General features: G+C 73.3%; 10 protein-coding genes. 4 read left to right on the top strand and 6 right to left on the bottom strand.

Going from position 1 to position 17194, the window contains the following annotated elements; all coding sequences use genetic code 11:
* Positions 1 to 150 precede the first annotated feature (150 nt).
* Complete coding sequence (gene pulA, locus ACFY00_RS00890; RefSeq protein WP_388025875.1) at positions 151 to 5742, bottom strand: pullulanase-type alpha-1,6-glucosidase; 5592 nt, start codon at positions 5740 to 5742, stop codon at positions 151 to 153.
* A gap of 319 nt (positions 5743 to 6061) precedes the next feature.
* Between pulA and ACFY00_RS00885 the strand changes: the two genes are divergently transcribed.
* Positions 6062 to 7012 (top strand): phosphatase PAP2 family protein, encoded by a 951-nt coding sequence (locus ACFY00_RS00885; RefSeq protein ID WP_388025874.1) that lies wholly within the window; start codon positions 6062 to 6064, stop codon positions 7010 to 7012.
* A gap of 138 nt (positions 7013 to 7150) precedes the next feature.
* On the opposite strand, the gene ACFY00_RS00880 is transcribed toward ACFY00_RS00885, so the two are convergent.
* Positions 7151 to 10198, bottom strand: coding sequence for a bifunctional [glutamine synthetase] adenylyltransferase/[glutamine synthetase]-adenylyl-L-tyrosine phosphorylase (locus ACFY00_RS00880; RefSeq protein WP_388025872.1), 3048 nt, complete (start codon positions 10196 to 10198; stop codon positions 7151 to 7153).
* 134 nt (positions 10199 to 10332) lie between these two features.
* Here ACFY00_RS00880 and ACFY00_RS00875 point away from each other — a divergent pair, with 134 nt between their 5' ends.
* Positions 10333 to 11466, top strand: coding sequence for an acyltransferase family protein (locus ACFY00_RS00875; protein WP_388025871.1), 1134 nt, complete (start codon positions 10333 to 10335; stop codon positions 11464 to 11466).
* 100 nt (positions 11467 to 11566) lie between these two features.
* On the opposite strand, the gene ACFY00_RS00870 is transcribed toward ACFY00_RS00875, so the two are convergent.
* The 4 genes from ACFY00_RS00870 to glnA all read right to left on the bottom strand — a co-directional run bounded on the left by ACFY00_RS00870 (position 11567) and on the right by glnA (position 14134).
* Complete coding sequence (locus ACFY00_RS00870) at positions 11567 to 11992, bottom strand: hypothetical protein (RefSeq protein ID WP_388025869.1); 426 nt, start codon at positions 11990 to 11992, stop codon at positions 11567 to 11569.
* Between the two features lie 102 nt (positions 11993 to 12094).
* Entirely contained in the window at positions 12095 to 12367 is a 273-nt protein-coding gene (locus ACFY00_RS00865; RefSeq protein WP_388025866.1) for a hypothetical protein, read from the bottom strand.
* A 14-nt stretch (positions 12368 to 12381) separates the two neighbouring features.
* The gene (locus ACFY00_RS00860) at positions 12382 to 12579 is read right to left on the bottom strand and encodes a hypothetical protein (protein WP_388025865.1); all 198 of its coding nucleotides are present in this window, start codon (positions 12577 to 12579) and stop codon (positions 12382 to 12384) included.
* A gap of 193 nt (positions 12580 to 12772) precedes the next feature.
* On the bottom strand, positions 12773 to 14134 hold the full coding sequence (gene glnA / locus ACFY00_RS00855; RefSeq protein WP_388025862.1) for a type I glutamate--ammonia ligase: 1362 nt from the start codon (positions 14132 to 14134) through the stop codon (positions 12773 to 12775).
* A gap of 253 nt (positions 14135 to 14387) precedes the next feature.
* Here glnA and ACFY00_RS00850 point away from each other — a divergent pair, with 253 nt between their 5' ends.
* Both ACFY00_RS00850 and ACFY00_RS00845 read left to right on the top strand, forming a co-directional pair.
* Positions 14388 to 16133 carry an NAD+ synthase gene (locus ACFY00_RS00850; RefSeq protein ID WP_388025860.1) on the top strand — a complete coding sequence of 582 codons (1746 nt, stop codon included), beginning with the start codon at positions 14388 to 14390 and terminating at the stop codon, positions 16131 to 16133.
* A gap of 280 nt (positions 16134 to 16413) precedes the next feature.
* On the top strand, positions 16414 to 17169 hold the full coding sequence (locus tag ACFY00_RS00845; RefSeq protein WP_388026556.1) for a putative protein N(5)-glutamine methyltransferase: 756 nt from the start codon (positions 16414 to 16416) through the stop codon (positions 17167 to 17169).
* Positions 17170 to 17194: the final 25 nt, after the last annotated feature.

Here is a 17194-nt window from a genome sequence, read left to right as displayed (position 1 = left end):
CCGAGACCTCTCCGGCGGCCCCTCATGGTCCGGCATGTGGGACGCATCCGGGAAGACCGGTGCCAAACCTCTCCGCGCACCGTCGGTTTTCGGCCAACGCGCTGCGGGGCCCCACCCGGAGGTGAGGCCCCTGTTACCGCTGGGAAACCATCAGTTCTGGACGAACACCGCCACCGTCCGGCCCGGCACCGTGAAGGTGCCCGAGGCCGGGTCGAAGGACGCCTGCTTGACCACCGGGTCGCTGCCCTTCGCCTGCACCTTGTGCAGCTCCTGCTTGCTGCCGCGCAGGCCCGCCACGGTCTGGGTCTGCGCGGTCGGGGTGGCGTTGAAGACCACCGTGATGCCCTTCTCGGCGCCCTTCAGCCCGGTGCCGTCCAGGTGCATGGTGATCACGCCCGGGTCCTCCCCCGCGGTGCCCGACAGCGGGAAGGACAGCCGGCGCTGCACCTCCGCCGTGCTGGCGAGGGCGAACAGCGGCGAGGACTGCCGGATCGTCAGGAACTGCTGGTAGATGGCGGTGCTGGCGCCCGTCTCGTTGCAGCCCATCCGCAGCTTCGGGTCGGCCAGCAGCTGCTTGTCGCGGGCCCACATCGACTGGTTGTCGGCCGCCATCGGCAGGCCGCGGCCCCAGCCGTTGCCGAGCTTGCAGTCCCAGTCGATCGCGTTGAACCAGTCGCCGGAGTCGAAGGAGTTGGCGTCCAGCGACTTCGAGCGCATCAGGTCGCTGCCCGCCTGGGCGAAGCCCGGGCCCTGGCTCAGCGCGGTCAGCGACAGGCCCAGCGCCTGCATCCGGGCCCGGTCGGCGGGCGAGGTGCCCTGCGGCAGCTTGAACGCCAGCGCGTCGTACAGGTCCGCGTTGTCGTGCGCGTCCAGGTACTCCACCGCCTCGCCGGGGTTGGCCGCGTAGCCGGTCGGCGAGCCGTTGTAGTCGACGCCGCCGCCGGTGACCGGCTTGCCGCTGCTGTCGGTGAACCCGTACGCCGCCAGGTTGCCGGTCAGGCCGACCTTGACCTGGTCCATCTGGTGCAGCAGCCGGGCCTTCTGCTGCTCGGGGGTGCCGTTGGCGTCCGAGCCGTTGGGGTCGGTGAACAGGCCGGAGGCGAAGCCCTGCTGCGGGGCCGAGGACAGCTCGTAGTTGCCGCCGCGCCCGGCGTCCCGGATCCGGTCGTTGAAGGTCGCGATGCCGGTCCCGGCCATGTTGGCCTGGGTGGCCTGGACGAACCGGGCGTCGTTGGCGACGGTGCCGAAGTTCCAGCCCTCGCCGTACAGGAAGACGTTCCTCCCGTCGACGCCGTCCTTCTGCGAGGTCAGCGCCCGCAGCGCCGACTGCACGTCCAGCATGGTCGACTTCGGGTCCAGGCCCATCAGGTCGAACCGGAAGCCGTCCACCCGGTACTGCTTGGCCCAGGTCACCACCGAGTCCACGACCAGCTTGTTCATCATGGCGTGCTCGGGCGCGGTGTCGGCGCAGCAGGAGTCGGTGGTGACCTTCCCGCTGTCGCTGAGCCGCTGGTAGTAGCCGGGGACGACCTTGTCGAGCACCGACTTGTCGTCCTGCCCGGCCGCCGCAGTGTGGTTGTACACCACGTCCAGCACCACCCGCAGGCCCGCCTCGTGCATCGCCTGCACCATCGCGCGGAACTGCTCGGAGCGTGCCGTGCCGTTCGGGTCGGTGGCGTACGAGCCCTCCGGGACGGTGTAGTGCAGCGGGTCGTAGCCCCAGTTGTAGGCGTCGTCGGCCTGCACCGCCGCCACGCACTCCTGCTGCTTGTCCGAGTCGGCGGCCAGCGCGGACAGGTCGCAGGCCGGGAGCTTCTGGTCGGCCCGGTTCTCCCGGATGGTGGCGATGTCGAAGGTCGGCAGCAGGTGGATCGTGGTCACCCCGGCCTTGGCCAGGTCCTTCAGGTGCTGCATGCCCGCCGACCTGGACTGCGTGAACGCCAGGTAGGTGCCCCGCTCGTCGGCCGGCACGGTGCTGTCGCCGACCGAGAAGTCCCGCACGTGCAGTTCCTGGATCTGCTGCTTGACCGCCGGGATCGCCTCCGGGCTGCGGTGCTGGTCCCAGCCCTTGGGCTTGGTCGCGTCCGAGGACAGGTCGGCGACCAGGCTGCGCTTGGAGTCGGCGGACAGCGCGGTCGAGTACGGGTCGGTGACCAGGTTGGTGACCACCTGCTGCACGCTCGGCGCCCACACCTTGACCTGGTACAGGTAGTACTTGCCGTCCAGGTCCTTGGCGTCCCCGGTCAGCGACCAGACGCCGGACGCGTCGTCGCGCTTCAGCGGCACCGTCCGCGGGCTGCCGCCGCTCGCCTTGTCGAACAGCTGCACCGCCACCTCGGTCGCGGTCGGCGCCCACAGCGACAGCGTCACCTTCCGCCTGTCGCCCTTGCCCTTCCCGTTGCCGTTGCCGTTGCCGTTGCCGTTGTTGCCCTTGCCGTCGCCCGCCGAGTACACCGGGCCCAGCTGCGCCGAGGCCGCCCTGCCCGCGTACAGGTCGTCCAGCACGCCGGGGGTCTGCACGCCGGTCGCCGCGAGCGGGGCGCCGTTCGGCAGGTGCTCGGTGAAGACCAGCTGGCTGCGCAGCGCGTTGGTGATCCGGCCCGCGTCGCGCGGGTCGACGGTGAACGCCCGGTACCCGGCCAGGTGCGGGAACTTCGCCTTCTGGGCGTCGGTGAGACCGGCCGCCGGGGTGAGCCGGATCCAGTGACCGGGCTTGGAGAGCACGCCCTTGTCGACGCTCAGCCCGCCCTCGGGGTCGTAGATCAGCTGGGCGCTGGTGCCGCCCTTCAACTGGGCTTCCGCCGCACCGTAGTTGGCGGGCACCACGACGGTGCTCGCGTCGATCCACTGGGCCTTCGCCGAGCCCAGGTCGAGCTGCGAGGAGGCGCCCGCGCTCTGCGGCAGCAGGTAGCCCTCCTGGCCGCCGATGATCCAGATCTCCCGGCCGGAGGTGGCGAAGTTCAGCGACTGGTCCTGCGGCAGGTCCTTGTCGCCGCCGTTGTGGATGATGTAGCTGAGGCTGGTCGCGCCCTCGGCCAGCGGCACCTCGAAGACCGCGCCGAACGCGTCCTGCCGGGCGGGCAGCAGCGGGTTGCCCCAGTCGGTGGGCGCGGCCGCGCCGGTCCAGTCGTGCAGGCCCCAGCCGGTGTAGTTGCCGTCGGCCCGCCGGTAGTGGATGACCGCCTTGCCCTCCGGCACCGGCTGCGCCGCGTCCGGGTTGGTGGTGCGGACGGTGGCGTCGCCCTCCTTGATCCACACCTCGCCGGTGGCGGAGATGTCGACGTGCCGGTCCTGGTCGACGTCCTTGGTGCCGTTCTTCTCCACCACGAACCCGACGTCGGACGCCCCGCCCTTGAGCTTCACGTACGCGAACGCCCCGTACGCGTCCCGCCCGACGAAGCCGTGGCCCTCCGGCCAGGTGGTCGCCTCGCCGTCGGCGATGTCGCCCCAGGTGTACAGGTTCCAGCCGTCGTAGTTCCCGTCCTGCCGCTGGTAGTGCACCACCGCGTACTCGCGCGAGACCGCGCTGGGCGCGGGCGTCGGGGCCTGCTGGCCGGTGGTGAACTGCCCGGTGGTGGAGGCCAGTCGGCCCGCCGAGTCCTCGACGACCGCCTTGAACCGGACGACCGTGCCCGGCGCGACCCCGTCCAGGTTCTGCGTGACCCGGAAAGTGACGTGGCCGGCGGAGCCGGACGTCCCGTTGTCGGCGGTCCCCAGCGTCTGCCAGGCCCCGTCGCCGACCTGCGCGGCGAAGGTGACCCGGTTGAACCCGCCGCCGGGCACGTTCGCGCCCAGCGTGACGGTGCCGTACGCGCCGTCGGCGGGCGCGACGGCCGTGATCGAGGGACCGGCCGCGGGCTTGGCCAGCTTGTGCCTCGCCTTCAGCACCAGCGAGGACATCGCCGGGACGGTGACCGTCACCTTGCCGTCCGCGCCGCTGGTGACCCTGCCGCCGAAGCCGTACAGGCCGTCGAAGTCCATGCCCGCGGAGAAGGTGTCCAGCGTGACGGTCTTCGCCTCGGCCGCGTTGTTGACCGCCGCCAGGTACTCGACCTGCTCCTTGGCGTCGATCCGGGAGAACGCGTACACGCCCGGCCCGTCCGCCGCGTACCGCTCGACCTGCGCGCCGTCGGCCAGCGCCGGGTGGTCCTTGCGCAGCTTCGCCAGGCCCGCGATGCCCTGGTAGAGCGCGCCGTCGGTGCCGTAGCGGTCCTTCGAGCCCGGGGTGCCGCCGATGACGGTGTCGGTGTTGTACGAGGGGGTCTTCGAGGCGAACATGTCCTGCCGGGCGTCCTTGTCGCCGCCCGCGCCGGTGAAGCCCTGCTCGTCGCCGTAGTAGACCACCGGCTGGCCGCGGGTGAGGAACTGCAGCTCGTTGGCGAGCCGGTCCTTGGCCAGCAGCGCCTCGTTGGACGCCCCCGGGTTGTCGCTCTGCAGGAAGGAGCCGAAGCGGCCCATGTCGTGGTTGCCGAGGAAGGTCGGCAGCTCGTAGGCGTCGGTGTCGGCGGTGGTGTACCGGTAGTCCTGCGCGTACAGCTCGCTGAGCGCCTTGGCCGAGCCGTTCTGCGAGACGTACGTGCGGGCCGCCTCCTGGAACGCGAAGTCCAGGGTGGCCTGCAGCTTGCCCTTGGTCACGTACGGGGAGGTGACGGCCGGGTCGCCCGAGTACACCTCGCCGAACATGAAGAACTTCCTGTTGCCCTGCTGCGCGGCGAACTGCTTCAGCGCAGGCGCCCACTGCTCCCAGAACGCCAGGTTGACGTGCTTGACGGTGTCGATCCGGAAGCCGTCGACGCCGGTCTCGGCGACCCACTGCTGGTAGATCTTCTCCATCCCCGCGACGACCTTCGGGTTCTGGGTGTCCAGGTCGTCCAGGCCGGAGAAGTCGCCCTCGGTGGCGGACTCGCCGACGAAGGTCGAGTTGCCGCGGTTGTGGTACAGCGACGGGTCGTTCAGCCAGGACGGGGTCTTGGCCGTCTCGCCCGCCCGGTCGCGGAAGACCGGGGTGTAGGGGAAGGAGTCCTTGCCGGTGCTCGGCCACTGCGCCCGGGCGTCGGCGATCGCGGTCTCGTCGACCGGGTTGCCGTCCGCGTCCAGGGTCGGGTAGGCGCCCTCGGTGCGGTAGTCGTACGTCTTCTCCGCGTAGTCGATGACGTCCGCGGTGTGGTTGGTGATGACGTCGAAGAAGACCTTGATGCCGCGCTTGTGCGCCTTGTCGATCAGCTCCTTGAGCTGGGCGTTGGTGCCGAAGTGCGGGTCGACCTGGGTGAAGTCGGTGATCCAGTAGCCGTGGTAGCCGGCCGAGGCGTCCGCCCCCGCGCCCTGCACGGGCTGGTTCTTGAAGATCGGCGCCATCCAGATCGCGGTGGTGCCGAGGTCCTGGATGTAGTCGAGCTTGTCGATCAGGCCCTGCAGGTCGCCGCCGTGGTAGAAGCCCTTGTCGGCCGGGTCGAGGCCGTTGTCCATCCGGCCGCCGGTGATCCCGCCGGTGTCGTTGCCGGTGCTGCCGTTGGCGAAGCGGTCCGGCAGCACGAAGTAGAACTGTTCGCGGGTCAGGTCGTGCCGGGTCGCGGTGGCCGCCAGGTCCTTGTCGGACGGCGGGGCGGGCGGCGCGGCGGCGGCGGCCAGCGGGACGGCGCCCAGGGTCGCGGCGATCAGCGAGGCGGCCACCAGGACGGCGGCCCGTCCGGGGCGGCGGTACGGGGTGGTGCGGCGCTGGGGGCGGTACGGGGCGTCGGCCACGGCAGGGCTCTCCCTCGGGGGCGCTCGGGCAAGGGTGGGTGGCGTGGAACCTAGCGCCCTGCAAGATGTTTCAGCAAGATGTGAAAGGGGTTTCGACGGCGAGTCGTACCGAGTCGTGACCTGAGCCCCGCCCCCGCCGCCCCAACGGTCCGTACCCGAACCTGACCCCGGTTCGACCCCTCGTAACCCGCGCGCCACAATGGAGCGCATGCGCCTCGAAAACCGATCGACCCCTACCCCCGTAGGGGGACAGTCGGTGAAGAATCCCCGACCGGAGGATGAGCAAGCGGCCACACCCGGTCTGGCAGACTTCTCCCCCATGGGGGAACCGACCGAGATCCAGACAGCCGGCGCCGAACGTGCCGACCGGACCACGCACGGCGGTTCCGACCCGGGCCCGGAGCACACCCCCCGCACGCCCGCCGGAGCCACCCGCGTCGCCCAGTCGCCCGCCGCCGCCGTCCGCAGCCGCCTGCGCGAGCAGCGCCGCACCCCGCGCCGCCCGCACCTGCTCTTCGAGCTCGCCCTGATCGGCCTCAGCTACTGGCTGTACTCGCTGGTCCGCAACGCGGTCCCCGAGCAGGCCTCGATCGCCCAGAAGCACGCCACCTGGGTCTGGAACCTGGAGCACACCCTCGGCATCGCCGTCGAGCGCTCCGTCAACCACGGCGTGAACTCGGTCACCTGGCTCATCGTCGGGATGAACTACTACTACGCCACCCTGCACTTCATCGTCACCATCGGCGTGCTGGTCTGGCTCTACCGCTCCCACCCCGGCCGCTACGCCGCCTCCCGGACGGTGCTGTTCGTCACCACCGGCATCGCCCTGGTCGGCTTCTACTGCTTCCCGCTGGCCCCGCCCCGCCTGATGACCGGCGGCGGCTTCCTCGACACCGTCACCCTCCACCAGACCTGGGGCTCGCTCGCCTCCGGCGCCGGGGCGACGGTCTCCAACCAGTACGCCGCGATGCCCTCCATGCACATCGGCTGGTCCACCTGGTGCGGCCTCACCATCTTCTTCCTGGCCCGCCGCACCTGGGTCCGCCTGCTCGGCCTCGCCTACCCCCTGGTCACCCTCAGCGTGATCGTCTCCACCGCCAACCACTTCTGGCTAGACGCGGTCGGCGGCCTGATCTGCCTGACGGTCGGCTTCCTCGCCGCCCGCCTGATCTACCACACCTGGGTCTACCGCCTCCCCCGCAGGCCCGGCGACCCGGTCGACCGGGAACTCACCGTCCCCGCCCAGTGGGACACCAAGGTCAGCGCGTAGCGCTGGCGCGCAACCGACGAGCGCGAAACCAGGGGCGCGGGGAACCGCGCGACCGGCCACGCACCTCCCGCAGGATCGCGGCACAGGACGGACCACCCTCCTGCGCCGCGATCCTGCGGTGCGTCCGGGGCCCTTGCGCTACTCCCCGCCGTAGAACAGCCGCTCCACCACCCGGCGCGCCCGCCGCGTCGTCCGCCGGTACTCGTCCACCAGCTCCCCCGAGTGCCCCACCCCGTACCCCAGGTAGCGCGCCACCCCCGCCAGCTCCCGCGCGTCGCCGGGGAAGCTGTCCCCCGCGCGGCCGCGCACCAGCATCACCGCGGCCCGCACCCGCGAGGCCAGCACCCAGGCCGCGTCCAGCACCTCCGCGTCCTCGCGGTCGACCAGCCCGGCCTCCGTCGCGGCGGCCAGCGCGGCCCGGGTGCGGGTGGTGCGCAGGGCGGGCAGCTCGTGGCCGTGCCGCAGTTGCAGCAGCTGGACCGTCCACTCGACGTCCGCCAGCCCGCCGCGGCCGATCTTGGTGTGGGTGGTGGGGTCGGCGCCGCGCGGCAGCCGCTCGGACTCGATCCGGGCCTTGATCCGGCGGATCTCCATCAGGTCCCGGTCGGGGACGCCCGTGGCGGGGTAGCGCAGCGGGTCGACCAGCTCGCGGAAGCGCGCGCCCAGCTCCTCGTCCCCGGCCGCCGCCTCGGCGCGCAGCAGGGCCTGGCTCTCCCAGGCGTGCGACCAGCGCGCGTAGTAGGCCGCGTACGAGCTGAGGGTGCGCACCAGCGGGCCGTTGCGGCCCTCGGGCCGCAGGTCGGCGTCGACCAGCAGCGGGGGTTCGACGGACGGGGCGGCCAGCAGGGTGCGCAGTTCGCCGACCACCTCGCGGGCGGCCCGCGCCGCCTCCTCGTCGCGGACGCCGGGCCTCGGCTCGTGGACGAACAGCACGTCCGCGTCGGAGCCGTAGCCGAGTTCGTGGCCGCCGTAGCGGCCCATCGCGACGATCGCGATCCGGGTGGGCAGTTCGCCGTTGCGGGCCTCCCAGCCGTTGCCCGCGGCGCGCAGCGCGCCCTGCAGGGTGGCGGTGGTGATCGAGGTGAGGGCCTCGCCCGCGAGGTCGAGGGCGCGGGCCGGGTCCTCGTCCAGGCGGCCGAGCACGTCGGCGGCGGCGGTGCGGAACAGTTCGCGGCGCCGCACGGCCCGGGCGGCGGCGACCGCGGCGGCCGGGTCGGCGGCCCGGCCGACGGCGGCCAGCACCTCCGCCTCCAGGGCGGCCCGGCCGCGCGGCACCAGGCCGCCGACGTCGCCGAGCATGGCGACCGCCTCGGGGGCGCGCAGCAGCAGGTCGGGGGCCAGCCGCCCGGCGGACAGGACGCGGGCGAGCTGTTCGGCGGCGGCGCCCTCGTCGCGCAGCAGCCGCAGGTACCAGGGGGTGCGACCGAGCGCGTCGGAGACCTGGCGGAAGTTGAGCAGCCCGGCGTCCGGGTCGGCGGAGTCGGCGAACCAGCCGAGCAGCACCGGCAGCAGGGTGCGCTGGATCGCGGCCTTGCGGCTGACGCCGGAGGCCAGCGCGGAGATGTGCCGCAGCGCGGCGGCCGGGTCCGCGTAGCCGAGGGCGGCCAGGCGCTGCTTGGCGGCCTCGGCGCTGAGCCCGGCGGCGCCGGAGCCGGTGACCCGCAGTTCGGCGACCGGCAGTTCGGCGACGGCGTCCAGCAGCGGCCGGTAGAACAGCCGCTCGTGCAGCCGCCGCACCTCCACCGCGTGCCGCTTCCACGCGCGCTGCAGCGCCGCGACCGGGCCGTCCCCCCGGGTGTCCCCCTGGAGCAGCGGGGCCATGGTGCGGGCCAGGCGGCGCAGGTCCGCGGGGTCGGTGGGCATCAGGTGGGTGCGGCGCAGCCGCTGCAACTGGATCCGGTGCTCCAGGGTCCGCAGGAAGCGGTAGGCGGCGTCCAGCGAGGCGGCGTCGGCCCGCCCGACGTAGCCCCCGGCGCTGAGCGCGGCCAGCGCCTCCAGCGTGTTGCCGCTGCGCAGCGCCTCGTCGGTGCGCCCGTGCACGAGCTGCAGCAGTTGGACGGCGAACTCGACGTCGCGCAGGCCGCCGGGGCCCAGCTTCAGCTGCCGGTCGACCTCCCCGGCCGGGATCGCGTCGACCACCCGGCGGCGCATCTGCTGGACGTCGGTGACGAAGTTCTCCCGGGCCGCGGCCTGCCACACCAGCGGGGCGATGGCCGCGGCGTAGGCGCGGCCGAGCTCGGGGTCGCCGGCGATCGGGCGGGCCTTCAGCAGGGCCTGGAACTCCCAGGTCTTGGCCCAGCGCTGGTAGTAGGCGAGGTGGCTGGCCAGGGTCCGCACCAGCGGGCCGTTGCGGCCCTCGGGGCGCAGGTTGGCGTCGACCGGCCAGATGGTGCCCTCGCCGGTGGTGGCGGAGCACAGCCGCATCGCGTGCGCGGCGAGCCGGGTGGCGGCCTGCACGGCCCTGTGCTCCTCGACCCCCTCCCGGGCCTCCGCGACGAAGATCACGTCCACGTCGGAGACGTAGTTGAGCTCCCGGCCGCCGCACTTGCCCATCCCGATCACGGCCAGGCGGCAGGCCGCGGCGGCGTCCGGGTCCTGCTCGGCGGCGATGTCCAGGGCGGTCTGCAGGGTGGCGCCGGCCAGGTCGGCGAGCTCGGCGGCGGCCTGCGGCAGGTCGGTGGTGCCGGACAGGTCGCGGGCCGCGATGGCCAGCAGGCAGCGCCGGTAGGCGGCGCGCAGCGCGTCGGCCCGGTCGGCGTCCGGTTCGGCCCACACCCGGCGGGTGAGCTCGCCGAGGAAGTCGCCGCGTCCGGGGTGGATGTCGCGCAGTTCGAAGGAGACCAGGGCGTGCCAGTCGCGGGGGTGCCGGGCCAGGTGGTCGGCGAGCGCGGTCGACGCGCCCAGGACGCCCAGCAGCCGGTCGCGCAGCGGCTTGGAGGCGGTCAGGGTGTCGCGCAGGGTGTGCCGCTCGTGCGGGTCCAGCGCCTCCAGCAGCCGGGCCAGGCCCAGCAGCGCCTGGTCCGGGTCGGCGGCGGCGCCCAGCGCGTCCAGCAGCACCGGGTCGGCGGCGAGGCCGTGCAGCGCCGGTTCGCCGAGCAGCCGCACCGCCTGGTCCGGATCGGAGAAGCCCCGCCGCACCAGTCGGGTCTCCAGCCGGCTGACCCGGCTCCCGGCCCGTTCCTCCACCGTCGTCCCGCCTCCCGTCTTGGCGCCCTGCTGTCCTGAGCGTACGTTCCCACCGGCCCCGGCCGCGCCCCGTGACGCACCGTCAACCGGCTCCCCGCCCGTGACACCCCACCACCCGGCTCGTTGGCCACGGCGTGACCCCCCTGCGGACACCTGCCCCCGCCCGGCTCCCCTCCCTGACCGGCCTGCGCTTCCTCGCCGCCCTGCTGGTGGTCTGCTACCACCTCTCCCGCCAGGTCGGCCCGCTGCCGGTGCTCAGCCCCCTCGCCTGGTACGGGCGTTCCGGCGTGACGTTCTTCTTCGTGCTGTCCGGCTTCGTGCTCGCCTGGACGTACGCGGACGCCCCCGTCCCGGCCCGCCGCTTCCACCGCCGCCGCCTCGCCCGGATCTGGCCGCTGCACGCCCTGACCACCGGCGCCTCGCTCGCCGTGTACGCGGCGCTCGGCGCGGCCGTGCCCGTCACCGCGGCGCTGTGGTCGCTGCCGCTGCTGCACCCGTGGGGGCGGGGCACCGTGATGGGCGGCAACCCGGCGGGCTGGTCGCTCGGCGACGAGGCCTGGTTCTACCTGCTCTTCCCGCTCCTGCTACGGCTGCGGCCCGGCCTGCGCACCGCCGCCCTGTGCTGCGCCGGCGGCCCGCTGCTGTGGCTGGCCGGGTCAGCCGTCGCCGACCCCGGGCTGCGCAGCTGGCTGCTCGACTACCTGCCGCTCAGCCGCACCCCGCAGTTCCTGCTCGGCGTCGCCCTGGGCCTCGCCGTCCGCCGCGGCCGCCTGCCCGTCCTGCCGCTGCTCCCCACCGCCCTCGCCGTGGCCGCCTTCCACCTGGCCCTCGTCCCCTGGCACCACGCCGTCCCCGACCCCGTCTGGCACAGCCCCTACAGCGCCTCCCAGCTCCTCTCCGCCCCGCTCTTCGCCGCCCTGATCACCGCCACCGCCCAGGCCGACCTCCACCGCCCCCGCGGCCCGCTCGCCCGCCGCCCCTGGACCCTCCTCGGCGACTGGTCCTTCGCCTGGTACCTGGTCCACGAGATCACCTTCCGCCCCTGGCTCCACCACTACGGCCACCCCGCCCCCGGCCTCCCCACCGCCACCACCTGGCTCCTCCTCACCACCGCCTCCCTCACCCTGGCCGCCCTCCTCCACCACCTCGTCGAACACCCCCTCGAACGCCTCCTCCGCGACCACCCGCCCCACCCCACCCCCACCCCCCGCGTGGTCCGGCCCCGCCAGTCCCCCGACCCGTCCCCGCAGCGCGCCCGCAGGCAGTGACACTGCCCGCGCGTACGGCTGGTTCACCTGCCCACCCGCAGGCCGTCCGCTCGTACGTCGAGGCCCTTCCCGCCGCTGCTCCGATCTCGCGCGGGAGGCGCTACCGCACCTGCCGCCACGGCTCCGCGAACACCGCGTAGAAGTGCGGCAGGCTGTCCTCGGGCCCGTTCTCCAGCCGCCGGAACACCTTCCCGATCGGGTTGCCCACCTGCCCGCCGGGCAGGTCCACCACCAGCGGGAAGCCGAACGCCACCGCCTCCTCGCCCGCCACCTCCCGCCAGGTCGCGCCGCCCTGGCGGACCATCACCTCGCCGACGTAGCAGCCGAACCCGAACAGCGTCTCGCCGACCTGCCCGCTGACGATCCCGCTCGCCCGGAACTCCTCGATGATCCCGTCGACCGTCTCCAGGCTCCCCACCGAGTAGTCCAGCCGCACCCCGCTCACCCGCGCCGCCAACACCACGATGTCCGCCGCGAACCGCCCGGCGTTCCCCACCTCCGGCGCGTACCGCAACCGCAACTCCATCCGCCCTCCCGGCCCGTGACGCTCCTCGGGGTTCCGCTTCCCCCGTCCCGCCCCCGTACACGGCCCGCCCCGGAACGACCGGCCCCCAGCCGGGCCCACCGCTCACCGTCCGCGTTCCGCGCCGACCCCCTGCTCCGTCGCCGGTCGGAACGTCTCACGTCCGGGCCCCCGGGAGGCGATCTCGAAGCCGGACGCCTCGTCCCACGCGACCGCTCCCCACAGGGCGGTCACCGCGGCCCAGACGCGGTCCACCAGGGGCCGATCGGGCGCGTCCCCGCTGAGGGTGACGGTGGCCAGCAGATCGCATCCCCAGATGCCCCGCTCGTCATCCGGTGAGGCGGCGGTCACCGATTCGGCGATCTCCGCGACGCCCACGCGCACTTCGAGCGTCAGCAGGTCCCGACCGGCCTCTCACCGACGGCGCTCATCGTGCCGAGCCTGAACGCCGCCACCGGGTCGACGAACGGGCCCAGCCACTCGCCGCACAACGGTTCGCCGGTCTCCAGCAGGTGGTCGAGCAGACGGTCCAGTGCCTCGTCCCCCCTCTCCTCTCCCGATCGGCAGAAGAAGCTGAGTCGATAGGCCATGACTCCCCGTTCCGTGCACCCGGCCGGCGGTTCCGGCCCCCAGCCTCCTGCGCCGAACCCGCCCACGGCAACCGGGGCAACGCCCGCGGCCGGCCCGCACGCACGGGGGTGGACCGCCCGGGGAAGGGAAGAGGCCCCCGCCCGGTGCGATGCCGCTACCCGGTCGGGGGCCTCTCTCATGTCCGCGCAGGGCCTACAGCACCTGCAGCACCTTGCGCAGCTCGAACGGCGTGACCTCGGAGCGGTACTCCTCCCACTCCTGGCGCTTGTTGCGCAGGAAGAAGTCGAAGACGTGCTCGCCCAGGGTCTCGGCGACGAGTTCGCTGCGCTGCATCAGGTCGATGGCCTCGCCGAGGTTCTGCGGCATGGGCTGGATGCCGAGCGCGCGGCGCTCGGCGTCCGTCAGGGCCCAGACGTCGTCGTCGGCGCCCGGGGGGAGTTCGAGGTTGTCCTCGATGCCCTTGAGGCCGGCGGCGAGGGTGACGGCGTAGGCGAGGTAGGGGTTGCAGCCGGTGTCGAGGGAGCGGACCTCGATGCGGGTGGAGCCCTGCTTGCCGGGCTTGTACATGGGCACGCGGATGAGGGCGGAGCGGTTGTTGTGGCCCCAGCAGATGTAGGAGGGGGCCTCGCCGCCGGCGCCGGCGGTGCGCTGGGAGCCGCCCCAGATGCGCTTGTAGGAGTTGACCCACTGGTTGGTGACGGCGGCGGTCTCGGCGGCGTACTTGAGCAGCCCGGCGATGAAGGAGCGGCCGACCTTGGAGAGCTGGTACTCGGTGCCGGACTCGTGGAAGGCGTTGCGGTCGCCCTCGAAGAGGGAGACGTGGGTGTGCATGCCGGAGCCGGGGAAGTGCGAGAACGGCTTGGGCATGAAGGAGGCGTGGACGCCCTGTTCGAGGGCGACCTCCTTCATGACCAGGCGGAAGGTCATGATGTTGTCGGCGGTGGAGAGCGCGTCGGCGTAGCGGAGGTCGATCTCCTGCTGGCCGGGGGCGCCCTCGTGGTGGCTGAACTCGACCGAGATGCCCATGGATTCGAGCATCGTGATGGCCTGGCGGCGGAAGTCGTGGCCGATGCCGCGGGGGGTGTGGTCGAAGTAGCCGGACTGGTCCGCGGGGGTCGGCGGGGTGCCGTCGCCGGGGAGGTCCTTGAGGAGGAAGAACTCGATCTCGGGGTGGGTGTAGAAGGTGAAGCCGAGGTTGGAGGCCTTCTCCAGGGTGCGCTTGAGGACGTAGCGCGGGTCGGCGTAGGAGGGCGAGCCGTCGGGCATCAGGATGTCGCAGAACATCCGGGCGGTGCCGGGGTTCTCGGAGCGCCACGGCAGTATCTGGAAGGTGGTCGGGTCCGGCTTGGCGATCATGTCGGACTCGTAGACCCGGGCGAAGCCCTCGATCGCCGAGCCGTCGAAGCCGATGCCCTCGTCGAAGGCCTGCTCCAGTTCCGCCGGGGCCACCGCGACCGACTTGAGGAACCCGAGCACGTCGGTGAACCACAGTCGGACGAACCGGATGTCACGCTCCTCGAGCGTGCGAAGCACGAACTCCTGCTGCTTGCCCATGGGGACAGTCTCACCTCTGCTCTTTACGCCCGTGTTACGCCGCCCGCACCGGCCGGCCCGGCCCGGCGAAGACCTCGCCCGGACCGCGTCGCCACCCATCATGGCGGATCTTCGCCCGCTTGCCGATCCCTGACCGCCACCGGGGGGCGGGCGGGGCGGAGCCGGAGGTCCGCCGGGCGTCCGCCGGGCGCGCGGCGTGCCGACAGGGGCACCCCCGCGACATAGCGTCAGTTAGACGATTACACTCGGGGGCATGCCGAATCTGCGTCTCGCCCTGTGCCAGATCGACCCCTGGGTCGGTGACCTCGCCCGCAACAGCGAGGAGGTGCTGCGCTGGTCGAAGCGGGCCGCCGAGTCCGGCGCCGACCTGATCGCCTTCCCGGAGATGGTGCTCACCGGGTACCCGGTGGAGGACCTGGCCTTCCGCCGCTCGTTCGTCGAGGGCTCGCGGGCCGCGCTGGTCGACCTGGCGGCGAAGCTGCAGGCCGAGGGCCTGGGCGACGTCCCGGTGGTGGTGGGCTACCTGGGCCGCGGCGAACCGGGCAGCCGGTACGCGGGCAAGCCGCAGAACTGCGCGGCGGTGCTGCGCGGCGGCGAGGTGGTGACCAGGTTCGCCAAGCACTTCCTGCCGAACTACGGCGTGTTCGACGAGTACCGGTACTTCGTGCCGGGCGACCAGCTGACGGTGCTGCGCCTGCACGGCGTGGACGTGGCGCTGGCGATCTGCGAGGACATCTGGCAGGAGGGCGGCCGGGTCGCGGCCACCGGCCAGGCGGGCGCGGGCCTGCTGCTGTCGATCAACGGTTCGCCGTACGAGCGCGACAAGGACGACGTCCGGCTGGAGCTGGTCCGGCGCCGGGCGGCCGAGGCCGGCTGCCCGCTGGTGTACCTGAACATGGTGGGCGCGCAGGACGAGCTGGTCTTCGACGGCGAGTCGATGGTCGTCACCGAGGACGGCGAACTGCTGGCCCGCGGACCGCAGTTCGCGGAGGCGCTGCTGGTCGTCGACCTCGACCTGCCCGCCGCGAACGAGGACGGCCTGCCGGACGGCACGGTCCTCGCCGACGGCCTGAAGCTGACCAGGGTCGACCTGGGCGGCGCCCCCAAGGAGCGGCCCGCGCAGCCGCTGGAGCCGCAGGTCGCCGAGCGGCTGGACGACGAGGCCGAGGTGTACGCGGCACTGGTCGAGGGCACCCGGGCGTACGTCCGCAAGAACGGCGCGCGCTCGGTGCTGATCGGCCTGTCCGGCGGCATCGACTCGGCGCTGGTCGCGGCGATCGCGGTGGACGCGGTCGGCGCGGAGAACGTGTACGGCGTCTCGATGCCCTCGCGCTACTCCTCGCAGCACTCCCGGGACGACGCCGCCGAACTGGCCCGCCGCACCGGCCTGCACTTCCGCACGGTGTCGATCGCCCCGATGTTCGACGCGTACATGGGCGCCACCGAGCTGACCGGCCTGGCCGAGGAGAACCTGCAGTCCCGGCTGCGCGGCACGCTGCTGATGGCGATCTCCAACCAGGAGGGGCAGCTCGTCCTGGCGCCGGGCAACAAGAGCGAGCTGGCGGTCGGCTACTCGACGCTGTACGGCGACTCGGTGGGCGCGTACGGGCCGATCAAGGACGTCTACAAGACGCTGATCTTCAAGCTGGCGCGCTGGCGCAACGCGGCGGCCGAGGCCCGCGGCGAGGTGCCGCCGATCCCGGAGAACACCATCTCCAAGCCGCCGTCCGCGGAGCTGCGGCCGGACCAGGTGGACACCGACTCGCTGCCCGACTACGACCTGCTGGACGCCGTCCTGACCAGGTACGTGGAGGGCGACGAGGGGCGGGACGCGATCGTCGCCGCCGGGTTCCCGGCCGAGGTGGTGGACCGGGTGGTGCGACTGGTGGACACCGCCGAGTACAAGCGGCGGCAGTACCCGCCGGGCCCGAAGGTCTCGCCGAAGAACTTCGGCCGCGACCGCCGCCTGCCCATCACCAACCGCTGGCGACAGGGCTGAGGCAACCGCGGCAGGTGAGCGGCTGACAGCGGGGGCGCGAAGGGTTAGGGTGAGCGCCGCAGCGCGCGCCCGTGAGATGCCCGGCGCGCCCGGACCGAGGAGGTGGGAGAGATCACCGTGCAGGTTGTCGAGGTGCTCCCCCGCCGCCGGGTCGCGGCCTGATCGGACGGGGAGAGCCCGCCAGGCTCTTCGAGAGGTACCCGTGTCGTTTCCCCCCGCCCACCCGCTTTCCCCCGCTCACTCGCTTCCCGCCGCCCACTCGCTTCCCCCCGCCCACCTGATCGACCGGCTGCGCGCGGCCGGGTGCGTCTTCGCCGAGGACGAGGCCCGGCTGCTGCTGGCCGCCGCCGACGGCCCCGCCCGGCTCGACGAGATGGTCGGACTCCGGTGCGCCGGGCACCCGTTGGAGCAGGTGGTGGGCTTCGCCGAGTTCGCCGGGCTGCGGATCGCACTCGCCCCGGGGGTGTTCGTGCCGCGTCGGCGCAGCGAGTTCCTGGTCGACCTGGCCGCCGCCCTGGGCGGCCCCGGCTCGGTGCTGCTCGACCTGTGCTGCGGCTCCGGCGCGATCGGCGCGGCGCTGGCCGCCCGGCTCGGCCCGGGCGTCGAACTGCACGCCGCGGACGTCGACCCGGCCGCGGTGGACTGCGCCCGCCGCAACCTGGCCCCGTACCGCGGCCGGGTGCACCTGGGCGACCTGGACGCCCCGCTGCCGCGCACCCTGCGCGGCCGGGTGGACCTGCTGCTGGTCAACGCCCCCTACGTGCCGACCGGCGAGATCCCGCTGCTGCCGCCGGAGGCCCGCGACCACGAGCCCGCGGTGGCGCTGGACGGCGGCGCCGACGGCCTGGCCGTGCAGCGCCGGGTCGCGGCGGTCGCCCCGCGCTGGCTGGCGCCCGGCGGCCGCCTGCTGATCGAGACGGGCGCCCACCAGGCCCCGGCCACCGCCGCCCTGCTGGCGGCCGCGGGGCTCACCACCCGCACCGAGCGGGACGGGGAGCGGGAGGCCACCGTGCTGGTCGGCGAGAAGCCCCGGTAGCGCGGCGGCGCGGCAGCGCGCCGCC

Source organism: Kitasatospora sp. NPDC001540 (assembly GCF_042894345.1).
GTDB lineage: Bacteria > Actinomycetota > Actinomycetes > Streptomycetales > Streptomycetaceae > Kitasatospora > Kitasatospora phosalacinea_C.
Note: the sequence above shows the minus strand (reverse complement) of the source record. Positions and strands in the feature narration are given on the sequence as shown.

Excerpts from the sequence above, each read along its gene's own strand:
- ACFY00_RS00870 (WP_388025869.1), bottom strand. The coding sequence starts at position 11,992 with ATGGAGTTGCGGTTGCGGTACGCGCCGGAGGTGGGGAACGCCGGGCGG.
- ACFY00_RS00860 (WP_388025865.1), bottom strand. The coding sequence starts at position 12,579 with ATGGCCTATCGACTCAGCTTCTTCTGCCGATCGGGAGAGGAGAGGGGG.
- ACFY00_RS00850 (WP_388025860.1), top strand. The coding sequence starts at position 14,388 with ATGCCGAATCTGCGTCTCGCCCTGTGCCAGATCGACCCCTGGGTCGGT.
- ACFY00_RS00885 (WP_388025874.1), top strand. The coding sequence starts at position 6,062 with ATGGGGGAACCGACCGAGATCCAGACAGCCGGCGCCGAACGTGCCGAC.
- glnA (WP_388025862.1), bottom strand. The coding sequence starts at position 14,134 with ATGGGCAAGCAGCAGGAGTTCGTGCTTCGCACGCTCGAGGAGCGTGAC.